Here is a 15,622-nt window from a genome sequence, read left to right as displayed (position 1 = left end):
CCTTGTCCAGGGGCCAGGCCCCGGCTACTCTGAATTTGATCAAATCTGGTGAAATATGAAAATCGGCATCCTGCAAACCGGCCACTCCCCCGAAGATCTCTTTGGTCCCTTTGGGGATTATGACGGCATGTTCCGTGACATGCTGGCAGGCCATGGGTTTGAGTTTCAAACCTGGGCCGTGGTGGATGGGATCTTTCCCGAAAGTGCCACCGAGGCGGATGGCTGGATCATCACTGGCTCCAAACATGGCGCCTATGAGCCGCATGCCTGGATCCCGCCGCTGGAGGACCTGGTGCGAGAGATCAATGCCGCAAAGCGGCCCCTGGCCGGGATCTGCTTTGGCCACCAGATCATCGCCCAGGCCCTGGGCGGCAAAGTCGAGAAGTATTCCGGCGGCTGGGCCGTGGGTCAGGTCACCTATGAGCAGGACGGGAAAGCCCTGACCCTGAATGCCTGGCACCAGGACCAAGTCGTAGAGCGCCCCGAGGGCGCCCGTATCCTGGGCGGCAATGAGTTCTGTGAAAACGGCATTCTGGCCTATGGTGATCACATCATCTCCTGGCAGCCGCATCCCGAATTCCCCAACGGCTTTGTTGGCGGGCTGATCGAAAAGCGCGGGCGCGGCGTCGTGCCCGATGCCCTCTTGGAAGACGCCGCCACCAAGCTTGAGACCCCGAACGACAACCTTCAAATTGCAACCTTCCTCGCAGAGTTTATGAAGAAAGAGAGGACCTAATGTCAGCCTGGCTCGACGACCTTCCCGAAGCAGCAAGAACCTATCTGGAGGGCCGTCGTCTCGACGAAGTTGAATGCGTTATCTCGGACCTCCCCGGCATCGCCCGGGGAAAAGCGGTGCCGGCTTCGAAATTCGCCAAACAGGACTATTTCCACCTGCCTGACAGCATCTTCTACCAGACCATCACCGGAGACTGGGCCGAAGCTGCGGATGAGGACGGCTGGATTGAAAAGGACATGACGCTGAAGCCGGATATGGCGACAGCAACCGCAGCGCCCTGGACCGCCGACTGGACGCTGCAGGTGATCCATGACGCCTATGACCGCCATGGGGCACCGGTGCCTTTCTCACCCCGTAACGTGCTGAAACGGGTGGTGCAGCTTTATCACGACAAAGGCTGGCAGCCCGTAGTGGCCCCGGAGATGGAATTCTTCCTGGTGGCCCGCAACACTGATCCCGCGCAGGAGATCAAGCCGATGATGGGCCGCTCCGGCCGTCCGGCCGCGGCGCGCCAGGCCTATTCGATGACCGCTGTGGACGAATTCGGCCCCGTCATCGACGACATCTATGATTTTGCCGAGCATCAGGGCTTTGAGATCGACGGTATCACCCAGGAGGGCGGCGCCGGCCAGCTGGAGATCAACCTCCTGCATGGGGATCCGGTCAAGCTGGCGGATGAGGTCTTTTACTTCAAACGCCTGATCCGCGAAGCGGCGCTGCGCCACGACTGCTTTGCCACTTTCATGGCCAAGCCGATCGAGAATGAGCCCGGATCTGCCATGCATATCCATCACTCGATCCTCGATATGGAAACCGGAGAGAATATCTTCTCCGGACCCCAGGGCGGTGAGACGGATGCCTTTTTCCACTTTATCGGAGGGCTGCAGAACCACTTGCCGGCAGGGATTGCGGTGATGGCGCCCTATGTGAATTCCTACCGCCGCTACGTGAAGGATCACGCTGCCCCGATCAATCTGGAATGGGCGCGCGACAACCGCACCACCGGCATCCGTGTGCCGCTCTCCGGGCCTTCGGCACGGCGGGTTGAGAACCGCCTTGCAGGCATGGACTGCAACCCCTACCTCGGCATCGCGGTCTCACTGGCCTGCGGTTATCTTGGCCTGATCAACGAAGAACGTCCGCACAAGCAGTTCAAGGGCGATGCTTATGAAGGCGACGGCGATATTCCCCAGGTCATGGGCCAGGCCCTGGACCTCTTTGAGGAAGCCAAGGCGCTGCATGAGGTGCTGGGGCCCGAGTTCGCCCGGGTATATTCCATTGTGAAGCGCGCTGAATACGAAGAGTTCCTGCAAGTGATCTCCCCCTGGGAGCGCGAGCACCTCTTGATGAACGTCTAAGGCAGCGCCCAAACTCCGGCGCATCGCCCTGGGGCCTGCGCCGGTGCAATTAGGTATTTTTGGCAAAATGAAGCGGAAGGCCGCGGCATTCTGCACAAGCGAGGTGCGTTATGGGAATGAATCTGCTCTATTCCAATGACCGCAAAGGCGAATATCCCGCCAGCTGGTATGCGGCGACGGCACAGCCGCTGGATCGCTTTCCGGCACTGACGGAAGATGTCAAAGCGGATGTCTGCGTTGTGGGCGCCGGCTATACTGGCCTGTCGGCGGCGCTGCATCTGGCGAAGGCCGGACTGAATGTGGTGCTGCTGGAGGCGCAACGCGTCGGATTTGGCGCCTCGGGCCGTAATGGCGGCCAGCTGGGCACTGGCCAGCGCATGGAACAGGACGGGCTGGAAAAGCTGGTCGGTCAGGAGGACGCCCGCAAGCTGTGGGATCTGTCAGAAGACGCCAAGACCCTGGTGAAATCGCTGATCGCGAAACATGGCATCGATTGTCATCTGAAATCCGGCGTCGCCCATGCCTGTTTTTCCAAGCGGGAAATGGCCGAAGAGCACGCTTATGCGGAGCATCTGCAAACGCGTTACGGCTATGATGAGATCACCCCTCTGGATCTTGATGGGCTGCAGGCAATCTGCCCTTCTCCGGCCTATAAAGGCGGTTCATTGGATATGGGGGCAGCCCATCTGCACCCGCTTGCCTATGCCCTGGGCCTGGCCCGGGCGGCAAAAAGCGCCGGTGTGCGGATCCATGAAGGCTCTGAGGTTCTGGAGCTCCAGGAGGGCAGTACAGCCAGGCTGCGCTGTGCAGGCGGCACGGTGACGGCGGATCATGTGGTGCTGGCCTGCAATGGCTACCTTGGCGGTTTGAACCGGCAGGTCGCGGCGCGGGTTATGCCGATCAACAACTTCATTGCCGCAACCGAACCTCTGGGCGAAGACACCGCCCGGGTGCTGGCCCGCGATATTGCAGTGGCGGACACCAAATTTGTCATCAACTATTTCCGCCTGTCCCATGACAAGCGGCTGCTCTTTGGCGGCGGCGAGAGCTATGGCTACCGCTTCCCCAGCGATATCGAGGCCACGGTGCGCAAGCCGATGCTGGAGATATTTCCGCATCTGCGCCAGGTGAAATTTGACTATGCCTGGGGCGGCACCCTGGCGATCACCATGAAGCGCATGCCCTATCTGACCCGGCTGACACCGAATATCCTGTCGGCCTCCGGCTATTCCGGCCATGGGGTGGGCACCGCCACCCATGCGGGCCAGTTGATGGCACAGGCCATCCAGGGGCAGGCAGAAGGCTTTGACACCCTGTCGCGTGTCCCTGCCCCCGGTTTTCCCGGCGGACCCGCCATGCGCGCGCCGCTCCTGGCGCTAGCCATGACCTGGTTTGCATTGCGCGATCGATTGGGCATCTAATCCGCACCAAGAAGAAAACGACATAAGGCCTGTCCTGATCACCATCAGGGCAGGCCTTTGCCTTTGCAGGGTTTTCCGGCAGAGGTCCTACGTAACAGCTTGGTGAAATTTCGCCCCGCGCGAGAAACTTTTAGACGGCAAGTCTTGGAACTTCACACCATCTGTTTTATATTTATGAAATCCATTATTCAGGAATTTGAAATATGCAACAGCCGCCAAATGTCCATGACGCCGAAGCGATCCCCGAAGCCGCCCGCGCTGAAATCGATGCTTTGCTGCAGTCCGGCGATCTGTTCCGCTATACGGCGCCAGAGAACGCACCAGTGACGCTGCTGGAGCAGGAATTTGCAGAACTTTTGGGCAGCAAGTATGCATTGGCCGTGTCCTCCTGCTCTGCTGCTTTGTTCCTGTCGCTGAAGGCGCTTGACCTGCCCCGTGACGCCCGGGTGCTGATCCCCGGCTTCACCTTTGCCGCTGTCCCGTCTTCTGTGGTTCATGCCGATTGCGTGCCTGTGCTCTGCGAAGTTGGTGAGAATTACCGCATCGACATCGCAGATTTCACAGCCCGTCTGGACCAGGACATCCAAGCCGTGATCATCTCGCATATGCGTGGCCATACCTCTGATATGGATGCGATCATGGCGCTCTGTGAGGCGCGCGGTATTCCAGTGATCGAGGACGCGGCCCATTCCCTGGGCACCACTTGGAACGGGCGGAACATCGGCACTATCGGGCGGGTGGGCTGCTTCTCTTTCCAGTCCTACAAGATGGTCAATGCTGGCGAAGGCGGGATCCTGATCACCGATGATGCGGACCTGGCGGCACGTGCGGTGATTATGTCTGGCGCCTATGAACACAACTGGCAAAAGCACATCACCTGCGATGGCGAGGGTCGCGGCGCACTCAGCGCGGCTTTTACCAAATGGCAAAATCAGCTGCCGCTCTACAATTTGCGCCTAAGCAATCTGTCCGCCGCTGTTATCCGCCCACAACTTCCGGAATTGGCACGTCGGGTCAAAGACGGCCTGCGCAATCACGACTATGTCGCAGACCTGTTGAATGCCTCTCCAAACTTCCACGTTCCAGCCCCTCTGGCCCCGGAAAAGCGTGCACCGGATTCGATCCAATTCAACCTTGTGGGCATGGATGCAGCTCAGATCCGCGCTTTCTCAGAAGCCAGCGCTGCCGCCGGGGTAAAGGTCCAGATCTTTGGCCTCTCCACTGACAATGCCCGCGCTTTCTGGAACTGGCGATTTCTACAGGATCTGCCCGAATTACCTCAGACCCGCGCCATGTTGATGCAGGCCTGTGATGTGCGTCTGCCCGTTCGCCTCAGCCAAAACGAACTGGATGTGATCGCCGAGATCTTATTGACAGCAGTCGATACCTCAATGGGTCGAGAAGCTGCCTAGGATTTGACAAAGCGCGGCCAGAGCAATTTGGCCTCGCTTCTTTTGAGCCTTTGCTCCCCTATCCTTGTGAGACCGACCGCGCCGCGCATTCGCGCGGCGCCGGGCCCAACCGGAGAACACCCTCCTTTGGAGGTTGTGATCTGGGCGGGAGATCCCCCGCCCTAGTAGATCAAGCATCCAAAAGATCAGAGACCACTCACCCGGCGTTGCTCAGCACTGGGGTTTAACCCGTGCTTTCGCAAGCAGATCGGTTTGCTTTGAAGCACGCATCACCGGGCCAATTCACCACCTAACTTGGCGCCAGGACCAGGCACAGATGGTGAGGCAGCGAGCAAAGACACCAAGCCACCCAGGACAATGCGCGGCAAGAAGGTCCAAGCGCTGAACAGCGGAGCACAAGGCCCGGTTTACTTCAACTTGGAAAGCTTCTCTTGCAGATCGGCCAACTGCTGCTTGATCGCGTCCAGGTCTTCGCCATCATCAGATTTCTGCGCCGGTTCTTCGGCAGCTGCGCCAGTACCGCTCCAGCCGCTGGATAGGCCACCCGTCATTGCCTTCAGGAATGCTTCCTGTTGTGCTTTCATGGCCTCAAACCCAGGCATCTGCGCCAATGGGTTCATGGCAGACATGTTTTCAACCATCTGCGATTGGCTTTCACGCAGCATGTCAAAGGAGGCCTGCAGGAATTGCGGCATAACACCACCACCTGGCATGGTGTAGCTGCGCACCAGATCATTCAGAACATTGACCGGCAGCACATTCTCACCACGGCTTTCATGCTCCGCGATGATCTGCAGAAGATATTGCCGCGTCAGGTCGTCGCCTGACTTCAGATCAACGATCTGAACCTCGCGCCCCTCCCGGATAAACCCCGCGATATCCTCTAGCGTGACGTAGTCGCTGGTCTCTGTATTATAGAGCCGCCGACTGGCGTAACGCTTGATCAACAGGGCTTTTTCCTGTTCCGCCATGTCTTCCCTCCCCCGGGCATGATGCATTGCAGAAACCCTATGCGAGCGCAGAAGAAAAAGAAAGCCTGCAACCTACGTTGGGAAATTTTTGCAAAACACCTTGACCTAAACCCAACTTCAGCTTTTATCACCGGATCCTGCAACAAGATGGAGAAGCAGGATGAAAGTCATGATCCTTGGCGGCACAGGCTCTATCGGCAGCGCCGTGACACAGGAGTTGGTCAAACAGGGGCACGAGGTTCTAGGTCTTTGCCGCTCCGCCGCCTCTGCCAAAAAACTGAACAGCTTTGGCGCCCGGCCGATCTTCGGCGATCTACGCCATCCAGAGAGGTGGAGTAAAGTTGCCGCAGCACAGGATGCGGTCATACAACTTGCGACCGATTTCTCCGGCGATATGGGCAAAGTGGATGCCGCAGCGATGCAGGCACTCATCAGCGCCGCAAGCGCGCGAAGCACACCTTTGCGGCTGATCTATACAGGGGGCTGCTGGCTATATGGAGAGACACATAGCCGGGTTGCGACTGAAACGATGCCAAAGCGCCCAATCAGCGCCTTTGCCTGGATGCAAGAAAGCGCCCAGGCACTCCAGAAAGCCTCCAATATCTCTTGCACAGTTCTTCACCCTGCGATGGTTTACCACGAAGACGGCGGCGGGGCATTCTCGCGCTATGTAGAAGCGGCCTGTGGCGACGCCCCTATCGAAGTCTGGGGGAGTTTGAAAACGCGCTGGCCTCTGGTGCATCGCCAGGATCTCGCCCGAGCCTATCGATTGCTCCTCGAGGCGCCGGATCTTTGCGGTGAATTCAATGTGGCCGCTGAGATCGGTGTCCCCCTGAAACAGATAGTGGCAGAGATCAGTCGCCGAAAGAACCACGACGGTAGTTACCTCTTGCGCAGCCGCAAGCATGTCATGTTCAAATATGGCGCTTGGGCAGAGGGACCGACCCTGGATCAACAGATGAGTGCCGAGAAGATCAAAGCAGAATGCGGATGGCAGCCGCAGTATCACCGCTTTGAGCAGGCAGAATTCTGACCCGTCCTCTAAGACCGGTCGCTGCCAAGAAAACGAGGGCTCCAAACGAAAAAAAGGACAGGCCTGAGGAGGCTTGTCCTTTGAAACACCGGGGCGACGGGACAGTCAGGGAGGAGAGACCCCATCGCCACCAATGTGTTTAATCCGCTTACTTCGCAGCCGCTTTCTTGGCAGCGGTGGTCACTTCGTTAGTGGCCTTTTTTACTGCGGCGCTTGCTTCTTCGCCCATGTCCTTACCGGCGGCCATCAGCAGTTCGACGGTGTCCATCTGAACCTTCTTAGCAACTTCGGCAAAGGCGGCCATGTTTTCGGCTGCAACTTCGGCAGAGGTGCTGGCAAAATCGGTCGCCGCTTTGGCGTAATCAGCCGGCTCGGTTTTCGCCTTGGAGACTTCGCTCATTTTGGTCAGCGCGTCTTTGGTCCATTTGGTGGAGATTTCCGAAGACTGCTCAGCAGCGCCCAGAACAACAGCGCTCAGCTTTTCATTCAGCTCGGCGGTGTTTTTGAACGCAGTTTCCATCGCGGAAGTGTCCACAGGAAAAGCACCCATGAAATCTTTCATCAGTGCGGTAAAATCTTGGGTCTTAGCCATCTTACTGGTTCCTCTTATGCCGCGTCGGGACCACCCCGCCTCTCTAGCATGAGGAGAATATGCATTCTGCACCGCAGCATTTCAAGATTTTTTTTGCTGCAATGCAGAAAAGTTCCGTAAAATGTCTGAAATCAACCCCTTGCCCGCAGCTTCACATAGCTTCCTGGTGCCGGTTCCAGGCTTGGGTGCTTCGAATCTCCTGGCTTTCGCGCCGCAACCTGCTTACCAGAGCGCTTCTTGAGCCATGCCTCCCAGCGCGGCCACCATGACCCCTCATGGAAGCTTGCCCCTGCCATCCAGCCCTCCGCATCCGACTTCAGATCCGTATTGGTATAGTGGCCATATTTATTGCGGCTGGGCGGATTGACGATACCGGCGATATGGCCCGATTGAGAGACTATAAAGGTCTTGCTGCGACCGCCCATCTGCTGAACACCGCGATAGCAATCCTTCCAGCGCGCGATATGGTCCGTCTCGCAGGTGATCGCCATCAGCGGAATATCCACATCCTTGAGCTTTAGCGTCTCACCAAAGAGCTCAAACCCGCCATCGGCAAACTGATTGCCTTGACACAAGCCCCGCAGATATTGCTCTGCCATTTTGCCTGGCAGATTGGCCCCGTCCCCATTCCAATAGAGCAGATCGAAGGCCGGCGGCGTCTCTCCCATCATATAACTGCGGATGGCAGGGCCATAGATCAGGTCATTGGCCCGCAGGAAAGAAAAGGTCCGCGCCATAATGTAAGAGGGCAGGATGCCGTCCTCGCCGATTTCTTCGATAATGGCGTCCACAAAGTCATTCTGCAGGAAAGGCGTGAAATCCCCCTGATCAGAGAAATCGGTCAGCGCCGTAAAGAGCGTGGCGGATTTCACCGATTTATCGCCACGCTTTTTCATCAACGCCAGGGTCAGGCTGAGCGTGGTTCCAGCAATGCAATAGCCAATCGCATTGACCTGTTTCACCTTGCAGATCGATTTGGCTTTCTCGATCGCTGTCAGGAAACCCTCCTCGATATAGTCTTCCATGCTGGTATCAGCATAGTCGCTATTCGGGTTGATCCAGGACACCACAAAGAGAGTGTAGCCCTGCTCTGTCACCCATTTGATCAAGCTGTTCTGCTCCTTGAGGTCGAGGATATAGAATTTGTTGATCCAGGGCGGGAAGAGAACAATCGGGGTCTCATGCACGGTTTCGGTGGTGGGGTGATATTGGATCAGCTCCATCATCCGGTTGCGGTAGACCACCTCACCTGGTGTAGTGGCGATGTTCCCGCCAATTTCAAATGCGCTTTCATCCGCCAGGCGGACAACCAATTCGCCGTCATTGGCCTGCAGATCCGCAACCAGATTCTCCAACCCATCAATCAATGACTGGCCTTCTGTCTCCAAAGCTTTTTCCAGAGCATCCGGGTTGGTCGGCAGAAAATTTGTCGGGGCCATCATGTTGATGATCTGGTCCGAGAAATGGCTCAAACGCCGGCGGTCAATGGCATCCAGATCTTCCACTTCCTCCACCGCGGCGCGGATGGTTTCTGCATTGGTGAGATATTGCTGTTTCACGTAGTTGAAATAGGGATTTTTCTCCCACAGAGGGTTGGCAAAGCGGCGGTCGCTGGGCTTGCCTACAGGCGCGCCATCATCCTCTTGAGTTGCCATTTTTTGCTGTGCTTCGGCAAAATTCAGAACGGATTTTCCCCAGAACTCAACCTGTTGCTCCATCAATTTGGCAGGATTTTGCATCATTGCCGCCCAATAGGACGTTGCTGCACGCGCAAAAAGCTCTTGATTCGGACCATCCAATCCGGGGTGATGACCTTTGCGATTGGCCATGACCTCTACCAGTCTCTTCGAAAGATGGTCAACGCGCTCCATATTTTCCTTAAGTTTTTCAATGCGCTCCGGAGAAATGCCCGGCTCTAATATGTCACTTGTTGTCATCTTAAGGAATCCCTCATACTCTTTCTGCTGTGCAGAATACTGCCTTACCCATGTTAAGCCAAAGCGACGAAAGGTCCGAGACCTAGCAAGAATTCCGTCCCGCCATGAGGGAAATTGGACGAGCAGCCAAAGGAGAACTAAATGCGCTACATGTTGTCATACGACCTAATGGAAACCGCCCGGAACATGAACCAATGGCTGGGCGCCAGCGCATTATCCATGGCCTCCTACCCTAGTCTCGCTGCGATTCCAAACCCCGCTCTCAGCTGGATGGCCGCCTGGGGAGAGGTAACCGAACGCACCTTTCAGCGCATGGTGGTTAAGCCTGACTGGGGTATCCGCACCTTCACTTGCGAAGATGGCAAGGACCATCTGGTTGAGATCCGCACGGTGCAGGAACGCGCCTTTGGCGATTTGATCCATTTCCATGTCGCCGGTCGCGAAGAGCAGCCCCGCAAGGTTCTGCTAGTGGCGCCAATGTCTGGGCACTACGCGACCCTGCTACGGTCCACAGTCAAAAGCCTGCTGGTGAACTGCGAAGTCTATATCACCGATTGGCACAATGCCCGCGACATCCCGGTGTCCGAGGGCAAGTTCGACATCGAGGATTATACGCTTTATCTGGTTGATTTCATGCGTGAGCTTGGCCCCGACACCCATGTTGTTGCGGTCTGTCAACCTGCCCCCCTGACCCTAGCCGCCACCGCCTATCTGGCAGAGCAGGACCCAAAGGCGCAACCCTCCTCCTTGACGCTGATCGGTGGGCCTGTTGATCCGGATGCAACCCCTACCGAAGTTACCGATTTTGGTCGCCGCGTCACCATGGGCCAGCTGGAAGAAACCATGATCCAGCGCGTTGGTTTCAAATACAAAGGCGTAGGCCGCAAGGTCTATCCCGGTCTGCTGCAGCTCTCCTCCTTCATGTCGATGAATGCCGAACGTCATTCAAAGGCCTTCATCGATCAGATCCAGCGCGTCAGCCGTGGCGAAGCATCCGATCATGATGCCCATAACCGGTTTTATGACGAATACCTCGCGGTAATGGATATGACGGCCGAGTTCTATCTCTCTACCGTTGAACGTGTCTTCAAATCGCGTGAGATTGCGCGAAATGAGTTTATCGTTGCTGGCCACAAGGTCGACATTGGCGCGATCACTGATGTAGCGGTAAAAACCGTTGAAGGGGCCAATGATGACATTTCAGCCCCAGGTCAGTGCATTGCGGCGCTTGATCTCTGCACCGGGTTGCCGGAAAGCTTAAAGGCAAGCCACGTAGAACCTGGTGCGGGCCACTACGGCATTTTTGCCGGGCGCAGCTGGCGCAACAACATTCGCCCACTGGTCATCGATTTCATGGATGCCAATAGCCGCAAGGCCCGGCGCAAACCCGCTACCAAATCCGCCAAACCCAAATTGGTCAAGGGCTGATCCATGATTGAACAAGGCCTAGAGTTTTCCTGCAATTGCGGCGAACTGGCCGGGCATATCGCCCCCGAGGCCCAAAAATCGGGGCTTCGGTTGCTCTGTCATTGCCCGGACTGTCGCGCAGCAGAGCTGTATCATGGCCAGCCCGACCCTTCAGAGGGGGTTGATCTGTTTCAACTGGCGCCCGACGGGATCACAATCACCAAAGGCGCTGAGCATCTGCGTCTATTGCGGCTCAGCCCCAAGGGGTTGCATCGCTGGTATGCGGGCTGCTGTGGTACGCCTTTTGCCAATACTCTGGCCAAACCGCAGCTCGCCTTTGCCGGACTGCGCAGCGATCTCTTTGCCGACAAGGCCTCACTGGGCAAGATCAAGGCCCAGGCCAACATTCCCCAGGTGGGCAAGCCACCACGCAGTCAGGGAATGTTTCCCATGGTCTTTGGCATTTTCTCCAGGATGCTCGCAGCCCGTCTCTCGGGGCGCTGGCGGCAAACGCCCTTTTTTGATGCCGCAACTGGTCAACCGGTGGCAGAAGCGAAGGTCCTGAGCAAGGAAGAGCGCGCAACGCTCTACAGCTAAACCCTAGGAAGCCGCTATCGCAGCGGCTAGGCCTCCGTTTTGGCCCAGTTCGCCAGATTGAGTGGCGTCTTGAGCCAGGATTGCAGCGCTCTATTTACTGCCTCCGGCTGTTCGACCGTTGGCAAATGCCCTGCGCCAGGGATGATCTGGAAACTGGCCTGCGACATCAGCCCCGCCAGAAACTCCTGGCGCTTGGCCGGGATGAGTGGATCATATTCACCGCACAACACCAGGGCCGGCACCCTGCAGCGGCGTGCCGTGGCCTGCTGGTCGCGGCGGCGCTGAAGCGCTCGGCTGAGATCCACAAATAGCTCACTTCCAAGATCGAGCCCCATATCCCGAATCAGGCTTAAGACCTCCAGCCGACGTGGCCCAGGGGCAAGCGCTTCTGGAGGGAGGTTTCGCAATAGTGCATCCTCCAGCCGTCCAGTGCGGGCAGAGATAATCATAGGCTCACGCTCAGCCGCTTGGTCCGGCGTTTCCGAAAGCGGGTTTGTAGAAATCAGGCAGATCCTGCTGACACGCTCTGGCGCGCGGCGCAGAATTTCAAGCGCAACGCTGCCCCCTGCCGAAAGCCCTACAAGGGCAAACCGAGTTGGCAACATAGTTAGCAGATGTACCGCGATATCCTCTATTCGGTCCCCGCCAAAAAGAGGTGCGACCAAGACCGGGCTGCGTTGCGACAAGAACTGGAGCTGCGGCGCAAAGATCCGCGCATCACACATCATATTCGGCAAGAGAACCACCGGTTCGCTGCTCCAAATGCCCGACTGATCCATCTCTTGCCTCATGCATTGCCGGTTTCAAAAGGAACCGTTCGTTTTTTCTAGCCTAACCGCCGACTATTCCGACTACAGCTAGGTGCCATTTCCCTCAAGGTCCAGCGAACGTCGAGTGCTGCGCCCCGCAACCAGTTACTAAGACGTGAAACCATTCCACTGGAAGGCCCCCTCCTCCGACAAAGGAGAAAACGGATTATAGCTCACCTCCCAAATATGCCCATCAGGCGCCCGGAAGTAGCCCACGTGGCCACCCCAGAAAACCTCTTCCACATGTTTGAGGATCCCGGCACCGGCTTCCTCGGCCAGAGCAAGAACCTGCTGCGCTTCTTCAACAGATCGCGTGTTGTAGCTCAAGGTCGTTGCACCGGTTCCCAGTGCTTCAACGGGGAGTCCCATGTCTTCGGCAAGTTTTTCAATCGGATAGAGGCCCAGAGTCTGGGAGATGAGGTCAAAAACCACAATTCCATCTGGCGTCTCGACACGATTCCATCCCAAAGCCTCATAGAAGCTGGCGGCCTCATTCAGATTGGGCACCCCAAGGGTGATCAGGCTAACACGTTGTTCCATAGACATAGTTTCGGCTCCAATTGAGGGTCACACCTTAGGGCACAGCTCGGCCTGGCACTCTGATTCACGCAAGCAACTTTCAACCCAGAGTTTATCCCCCTCTGGCTCGGACTTGAAGCAATTCCTCCACAGCTTGTTCGATCAAGCCCAGGCACGGCCCATCAGAGAAGCGGTGATCCGCGTCCTTCACCAAGTTGAGGCGCATATCATTGCAATCTGCGTGATCCAGCAACCGTAGGGCCGTTTGTGTCGACACAGCCGTATCCGCAGTTCCCTGCAGACACCGAACAGGGAAAGGCAGCTTCAGCGCCTCCCGCAGAACCAGGTGTTTGCGCCCATCCTCGATCATCCGCTTGGAGATGCGATAGGGTTCCATGTAATCACTTGGCAACTCGACATAGCCGCGGCTTTCCAACTCCGCCTTTTGCGCATCGCTGAAACTGGCCCAATAGCCATCTTCAGTGAAATCCGGCGCGGCGGCGATGGTCACAAGTCCGCAGAGACGTTCCGGCATCGCCCGCGCCAACAAAAGTGCTTGCCACCCGCCCATTGAAGAACCGACCGGCAGAACTTGACCCTGTGTCAGGGCTTCAACCGCTGCCAGCGTATCCTGATGCCAGTCCCCAATCGCGCCCTCTTCAAAACTCCCAGAGCTTTCCCCATGCCCTGAGTAGTCAAACCGAAGGAAGGCCTGCCCCCGTGCCTTGGCCCAGGCCTCCAGGTGCACCGCCTTGGTTCCCTCCATGTCGGATTTGAGCCCACCCAGGAACACCACAAAAGGGCCTTTGCCCTTGGTCAGGTGATAGGCAATCCTGCGCCCTTGGGTGGTTTCCAGATATTGCGCTTCGGCCATGTCTCTTCCCCCTCTGGTTTTGGTCAGATGTGACATGGGATCCGATACAGCGCAATTGCAGATTTCCCAGGAAACCGGAGAACGCGTTGCCTTCAATGGGTCTGCGGACTTGCCGGACTGCCTTGCTGCGCCTAGTGTGCGCCGCATTCGCTTGATCGCATTTCAGGACGCTTAATGACACGCCATCTCCGCCGCCTTCTTTTGCCATTTCTAGCGCTTGCAATGCTGTTGGCCACGTCCTGGGCATCCCTGGCGCTCTGGTATCGGCTCCCGTTCGAGCCTCCCTTTCCTGGAATTTTTGCAGGCTTTTTCGCCCTATTTGGCAGCTTGACAGTGATTGGCCTGTTTCGACCGCGCAAACTCCGCGCCCTGACTACCTTTTGCTTTGCCATCGCCGCCGTTCTTACCTGGTGGAGCAGTCTCACCCCTCCGGCAGAACGCGATTGGTCACCGGATGTCGCCCGTCAGGTGACTGGCACGGTTGAAGGCTCAACCCTTACCCTGAACAATCTGCGCAATTTCACCTGGCGCAGCACCAGTGACTTTGACCAAAACTGGGAAACCCGGAGCTATGACCTCGACCAATTGGAAAGTGTCGATCTGGTGATGTCCTATTGGTCTGGGCGCTCGATTGCCCATATGCTGATCAGCTTTGGTTTTGCAAATGGCGACTATATTGCCTGGTCCGTCGAGGTTCGCCGCCAACAAGGCGGTGAGTTCTCTCCGATAGCCGATCTTTTCAAGGCCAATACCCTGGCAATCGTTGCCGCCGATGAGCGCGATGTGATTGGCACCCGCACCAACGCACGCGGAGAAGATGTGCAGCTGTTTCGCACCAATACCAGCCCCGAGCGCGCCCGCGAACTGTTGCTGCAATATGTGGTTGCGGCCAACAGCCTTGCGGAACACCCCCGCTGGTACAACTCTTTGACCACCAATTGCACCACGGTTGTCATGACGATGATCCGAACCATCGTCGATGAAGTGCCCTTGGATTGGCGGGTCATGGCCAATGGCTACCTGCCAAGCTATGCCTATGACGCAGGCGTGCTGAACAGTCAGATACCTCTTGAGGAGTTGATCGAAGTCAGCCGAATCACCAAACGCGCACAAAGCAGCGGAATCACAGCAGAATTCTCTGCGATGATCCGCGAAGGCCTACCGTTGCCCTAGCCCACCCCAAACCCAATTCTCTGCAACACTCTACTTGGCAGCCTCGGTTTCAAATCTCAAATAGAAGAAGAGTAAATTAATCCAACTCGTGAGGACTATTTGAACAAAGATGTGGAACATCTGCTAAGAGGGGTCGCAACAAGTCACCCGCGTACCGTCCGCGATGGCTGGCGCAATCTTCTTTCCGCCGGATCAGACGCTATTCCCCCGATCAAGGACAAACTCTCTTCTATATCCTGGAAGGAATATCCGCGCGGACCGCAAGGTCAGTATCTTGCAGTGCTTCTCAGCCTTCTTCACGAGATTGATGCAGAGCACGCAAAGACCGAGATCAAGAGACTGAACTCCTCCCCACTTCACGCCATGCACCGCCGAACCGTTTCTCTGATTGAGGCACGCTATGACAAAAGGCCTGAAAAACATCTGATCGCAGGCATCCCAGTAACGATTTCCCGTAGCATCAAAGGCGAAGACAGGGTGAAAAACCTTCTCAAAAAATGGCTGAAGACGCCGCCGCGGGCCGACTTGCAGCACATCGCCCGGATAGACGTCGTGCCGTTTTCCAACGAGTTGGACTACTTAGGCTACTATATGATTCACAGTTCCGGCATTTGCCTGACTTGGCCTTCTCCCGCAGGAGGAAGGTTTCAGGATTAGCTGAAGATCCTCAAAACCCAGCACACGCTCTATCACGAGATTGGCCACCATGCCCGCGGCCATCTCGAGAGCGGGCAAGATGCCGGGCAAGAGAAGGAAGCGAACAGATATGCGAGCCGGTTGATA

15 protein-coding genes are annotated in these 15,622 nt (G+C 56.8%); 9 read left to right on the top strand and 6 right to left on the bottom strand.

Translation table 11 applies throughout. The features are described 5' to 3' along the window. Window positions 1-55 precede the first annotated feature (55 nt). From RSK20926_RS18505 to RSK20926_RS18490, 4 genes are all read left to right on the top strand, one after another. Window positions 56-736: a type 1 glutamine amidotransferase gene (locus RSK20926_RS18505; protein WP_008209078.1), complete on the top strand. Its 681-nt coding sequence runs from the start codon at window positions 56-58 to the stop codon at window positions 734-736. Next, a complete protein-coding gene (locus RSK20926_RS18500; RefSeq protein WP_008209076.1) occupies window positions 736-2,094 on the top strand; it encodes a glutamine synthetase family protein in 1,359 nt (452 codons plus the stop codon). The genes RSK20926_RS18505 and RSK20926_RS18500 overlap by 1 nt, the downstream gene beginning before the upstream one ends. A gap of 116 nt (window positions 2,095-2,210) precedes the next feature. Continuing rightward, complete coding sequence (locus RSK20926_RS18495; RefSeq protein ID WP_037255781.1) at window positions 2,211-3,515, top strand: NAD(P)/FAD-dependent oxidoreductase; 1,305 nt, start codon at window positions 2,211-2,213, stop codon at window positions 3,513-3,515. A gap of 203 nt (window positions 3,516-3,718) precedes the next feature. Next, on the top strand, window positions 3,719-4,927 hold the full coding sequence (locus RSK20926_RS18490; protein ID WP_008209070.1) for a DegT/DnrJ/EryC1/StrS family aminotransferase: 1,209 nt from the start codon (window positions 3,719-3,721) through the stop codon (window positions 4,925-4,927). A 407-nt stretch (window positions 4,928-5,334) separates the two neighbouring features. Here the strand turns inward: RSK20926_RS18490 and phaR are convergent, their stop codons facing one another. Continuing rightward, on the bottom strand, window positions 5,335-5,898 hold the full coding sequence (gene phaR / locus RSK20926_RS18485; protein ID WP_008209069.1) for a polyhydroxyalkanoate synthesis repressor PhaR: 564 nt from the start codon (window positions 5,896-5,898) through the stop codon (window positions 5,335-5,337). Window positions 5,899-6,058: 160 nt separating this feature from the next. Here phaR and RSK20926_RS18480 point away from each other — a divergent pair, with 160 nt between their 5' ends. Then, window positions 6,059-6,931, top strand: coding sequence for an NAD-dependent epimerase/dehydratase family protein (locus tag RSK20926_RS18480; RefSeq protein WP_008209067.1), 873 nt, complete (start codon window positions 6,059-6,061; stop codon window positions 6,929-6,931). Window positions 6,932-7,079: 148 nt separating this feature from the next. On the opposite strand, the gene RSK20926_RS18475 is transcribed toward RSK20926_RS18480, so the two are convergent. Continuing rightward, complete coding sequence (locus RSK20926_RS18475; protein WP_037255742.1) at window positions 7,080-7,523, bottom strand: phasin family protein; 444 nt, start codon at window positions 7,521-7,523, stop codon at window positions 7,080-7,082. Between the two features lie 131 nt (window positions 7,524-7,654). Continuing rightward, a complete protein-coding gene (locus RSK20926_RS18470; protein ID WP_008209064.1) occupies window positions 7,655-9,460 on the bottom strand; it encodes a PHA/PHB synthase family protein in 1,806 nt (601 codons plus the stop codon). A 141-nt stretch (window positions 9,461-9,601) separates the two neighbouring features. On the opposite strand from RSK20926_RS18470, the gene phaZ reads away from it, so the two are divergent. Further along, window positions 9,602-10,888 carry a polyhydroxyalkanoate depolymerase gene (phaZ, locus tag RSK20926_RS18465; RefSeq protein WP_037255741.1) on the top strand — a complete coding sequence of 429 codons (1,287 nt, stop codon included), beginning with the start codon at window positions 9,602-9,604 and terminating at the stop codon, window positions 10,886-10,888. A gap of 3 nt (window positions 10,889-10,891) precedes the next feature. Continuing rightward, on the top strand, window positions 10,892-11,464 hold the full coding sequence (locus RSK20926_RS18460) for a DUF6151 family protein (protein ID WP_008209062.1): 573 nt from the start codon (window positions 10,892-10,894) through the stop codon (window positions 11,462-11,464). Between the two features lie 26 nt (window positions 11,465-11,490). Here the strand turns inward: RSK20926_RS18460 and RSK20926_RS18455 are convergent, their stop codons facing one another. From RSK20926_RS18455 to RSK20926_RS18445, 3 genes are all read right to left on the bottom strand, one after another. Beyond that, window positions 11,491-12,255 carry an alpha/beta fold hydrolase gene (locus RSK20926_RS18455; RefSeq protein ID WP_157133178.1) on the bottom strand — a complete coding sequence of 255 codons (765 nt, stop codon included), beginning with the start codon at window positions 12,253-12,255 and terminating at the stop codon, window positions 11,491-11,493. A gap of 126 nt (window positions 12,256-12,381) precedes the next feature. After that, complete coding sequence (locus RSK20926_RS18450; RefSeq protein WP_008209060.1) at window positions 12,382-12,813, bottom strand: VOC family protein; 432 nt, start codon at window positions 12,811-12,813, stop codon at window positions 12,382-12,384. 91 nt (window positions 12,814-12,904) lie between these two features. Next, entirely contained in the window at window positions 12,905-13,666 is a 762-nt protein-coding gene (locus RSK20926_RS18445) for an alpha/beta hydrolase (RefSeq protein WP_037255779.1), read from the bottom strand. Between the two features lie 174 nt (window positions 13,667-13,840). Between RSK20926_RS18445 and RSK20926_RS18440 the strand changes: the two genes are divergently transcribed. Together RSK20926_RS18440 and RSK20926_RS18435 are read left to right on the top strand one after the other, a co-directional pair. Continuing rightward, window positions 13,841-14,839, top strand: a complete 999-nt coding sequence (locus RSK20926_RS18440) for an Lnb N-terminal periplasmic domain-containing protein (RefSeq protein WP_037255738.1) — start codon at window positions 13,841-13,843, stop codon at window positions 14,837-14,839. 99 nt (window positions 14,840-14,938) lie between these two features. Beyond that, window positions 14,939-15,496 carry a hypothetical protein gene (locus RSK20926_RS18435; protein WP_008209055.1) on the top strand — a complete coding sequence of 186 codons (558 nt, stop codon included), beginning with the start codon at window positions 14,939-14,941 and terminating at the stop codon, window positions 15,494-15,496. Window positions 15,497-15,622 lie beyond the last annotated feature (126 nt).

The sequence above is a fragment of the Roseobacter sp. SK209-2-6 genome (assembly GCF_000169455.1).
In the GTDB taxonomy this organism is placed as follows: Bacteria; Pseudomonadota; Alphaproteobacteria; order Rhodobacterales; family Rhodobacteraceae; genus Pseudophaeobacter.
The sequence above is the reverse complement of the archived record's forward strand: the minus strand, read 5'-3'. Positions and strand labels throughout refer to the sequence as shown.

Bases quoted from the DNA above. Each gene is read 5' to 3' on its own strand.
- RSK20926_RS18505 (WP_008209078.1), top strand. From the start codon at position 56: ATGAAAATCGGCATCCTGCAAACCGGCCACTCCCCCGAAGATCTCTTT.
- RSK20926_RS18500 (WP_008209076.1), top strand. From the start codon at position 736: ATGTCAGCCTGGCTCGACGACCTTCCCGAAGCAGCAAGAACCTATCTG.
- RSK20926_RS18495 (WP_037255781.1), top strand. From the start codon at position 2,211: ATGAATCTGCTCTATTCCAATGACCGCAAAGGCGAATATCCCGCCAGC.
- RSK20926_RS18490 (WP_008209070.1), top strand. From the start codon at position 3,719: ATGCAACAGCCGCCAAATGTCCATGACGCCGAAGCGATCCCCGAAGCC.
- phaR (WP_008209069.1), bottom strand. From the start codon at position 5,898: ATGGCGGAACAGGAAAAAGCCCTGTTGATCAAGCGTTACGCCAGTCGG.
- RSK20926_RS18480 (WP_008209067.1), top strand. From the start codon at position 6,059: ATGAAAGTCATGATCCTTGGCGGCACAGGCTCTATCGGCAGCGCCGTG.
- RSK20926_RS18475 (WP_037255742.1), bottom strand. From the start codon at position 7,523: ATGGCTAAGACCCAAGATTTTACCGCACTGATGAAAGATTTCATGGGT.
- RSK20926_RS18470 (WP_008209064.1), bottom strand. From the start codon at position 9,460: ATGACAACAAGTGACATATTAGAGCCGGGCATTTCTCCGGAGCGCATT.
- phaZ (WP_037255741.1), top strand. From the start codon at position 9,602: ATGCGCTACATGTTGTCATACGACCTAATGGAAACCGCCCGGAACATG.
- RSK20926_RS18460 (WP_008209062.1), top strand. From the start codon at position 10,892: ATGATTGAACAAGGCCTAGAGTTTTCCTGCAATTGCGGCGAACTGGCC.
- RSK20926_RS18455 (WP_157133178.1), bottom strand. From the start codon at position 12,255: ATGAGGCAAGAGATGGATCAGTCGGGCATTTGGAGCAGCGAACCGGTG.
- RSK20926_RS18450 (WP_008209060.1), bottom strand. From the start codon at position 12,813: ATGGAACAACGTGTTAGCCTGATCACCCTTGGGGTGCCCAATCTGAAT.
- RSK20926_RS18445 (WP_037255779.1), bottom strand. From the start codon at position 13,666: ATGGCCGAAGCGCAATATCTGGAAACCACCCAAGGGCGCAGGATTGCC.
- RSK20926_RS18440 (WP_037255738.1), top strand. From the start codon at position 13,841: ATGACACGCCATCTCCGCCGCCTTCTTTTGCCATTTCTAGCGCTTGCA.